The sequence below is a fragment of the Photobacterium damselae genome (assembly GCF_003026815.1).
Classification (GTDB): domain Bacteria; phylum Pseudomonadota; class Gammaproteobacteria; order Enterobacterales; family Vibrionaceae; genus Photobacterium; species Photobacterium damselae.
This window is the reverse complement of the sequence record NZ_PYOG01000122.1, coordinates 1-558: the sequence shown is the minus strand read 5'-3', so window position 1 is coordinate 558 and position 558 is coordinate 1. Positions and strand designations below refer to the sequence as shown.

1 protein-coding gene is annotated in these 558 nt (G+C 42.7%); it reads left to right on the top strand.

Going from position 1 to position 558, the window contains the following annotated elements; translation table 11 throughout:
* Nucleotides 1-13: 13 nt before the first annotated feature.
* A partial coding sequence (locus CTN07_RS22640; RefSeq protein WP_276329673.1) for an Orn/Lys/Arg decarboxylase N-terminal domain-containing protein occupies nt 14-558 on the top strand: 545 nt, incomplete at its 3' end.

The following is a 558-nucleotide window of genomic DNA, read 5'->3' as shown; positions in this document are numbered from 1 at the left end:
CAGGTATATATTTATGAGCAATATAAATGTAATGCGCGCTCTTATCGTAGAGCACCAAAATATTGAAGCGAACAGCTACGCAGACCGTACTACTCAGTCTCTAGCTCAAGAATTAAAAGATCGCTCAATTGAAATCATCACTGCAACCTCTTATGACGATGCGAAAGCTATTATTATGGCGAATCAAATCGACAGCTTGGTGCTAGCGCTTGATAAAACTGAAGAACAATTAACAAATTCAACTGAAGAACTAGAACTTCTTGCTGTACTTAAAGAGCGTCAAGCTGAAGTGCCTGTATTTGTTCTAGCTGAACGTGCTCGTACTTCTGTTCTTGCTAACCGCAAGCTAATGGAACGTATCGACGAGTGTTACTCAGTACTTGAAGACACTGCAGATTTCGTTGCTGGCCGTATCGTTGCTGCAATGAAGCGTTACCGTGATGTTGTTATTCCTCCATTTATGAAAGCGATGATGGAATACAACGACGTTCACGAGTACTCATGGTCTGCTCCTGGTCACCAAGGCGGTATCGGTTTCACTAAGACTCCAGCCGGTAA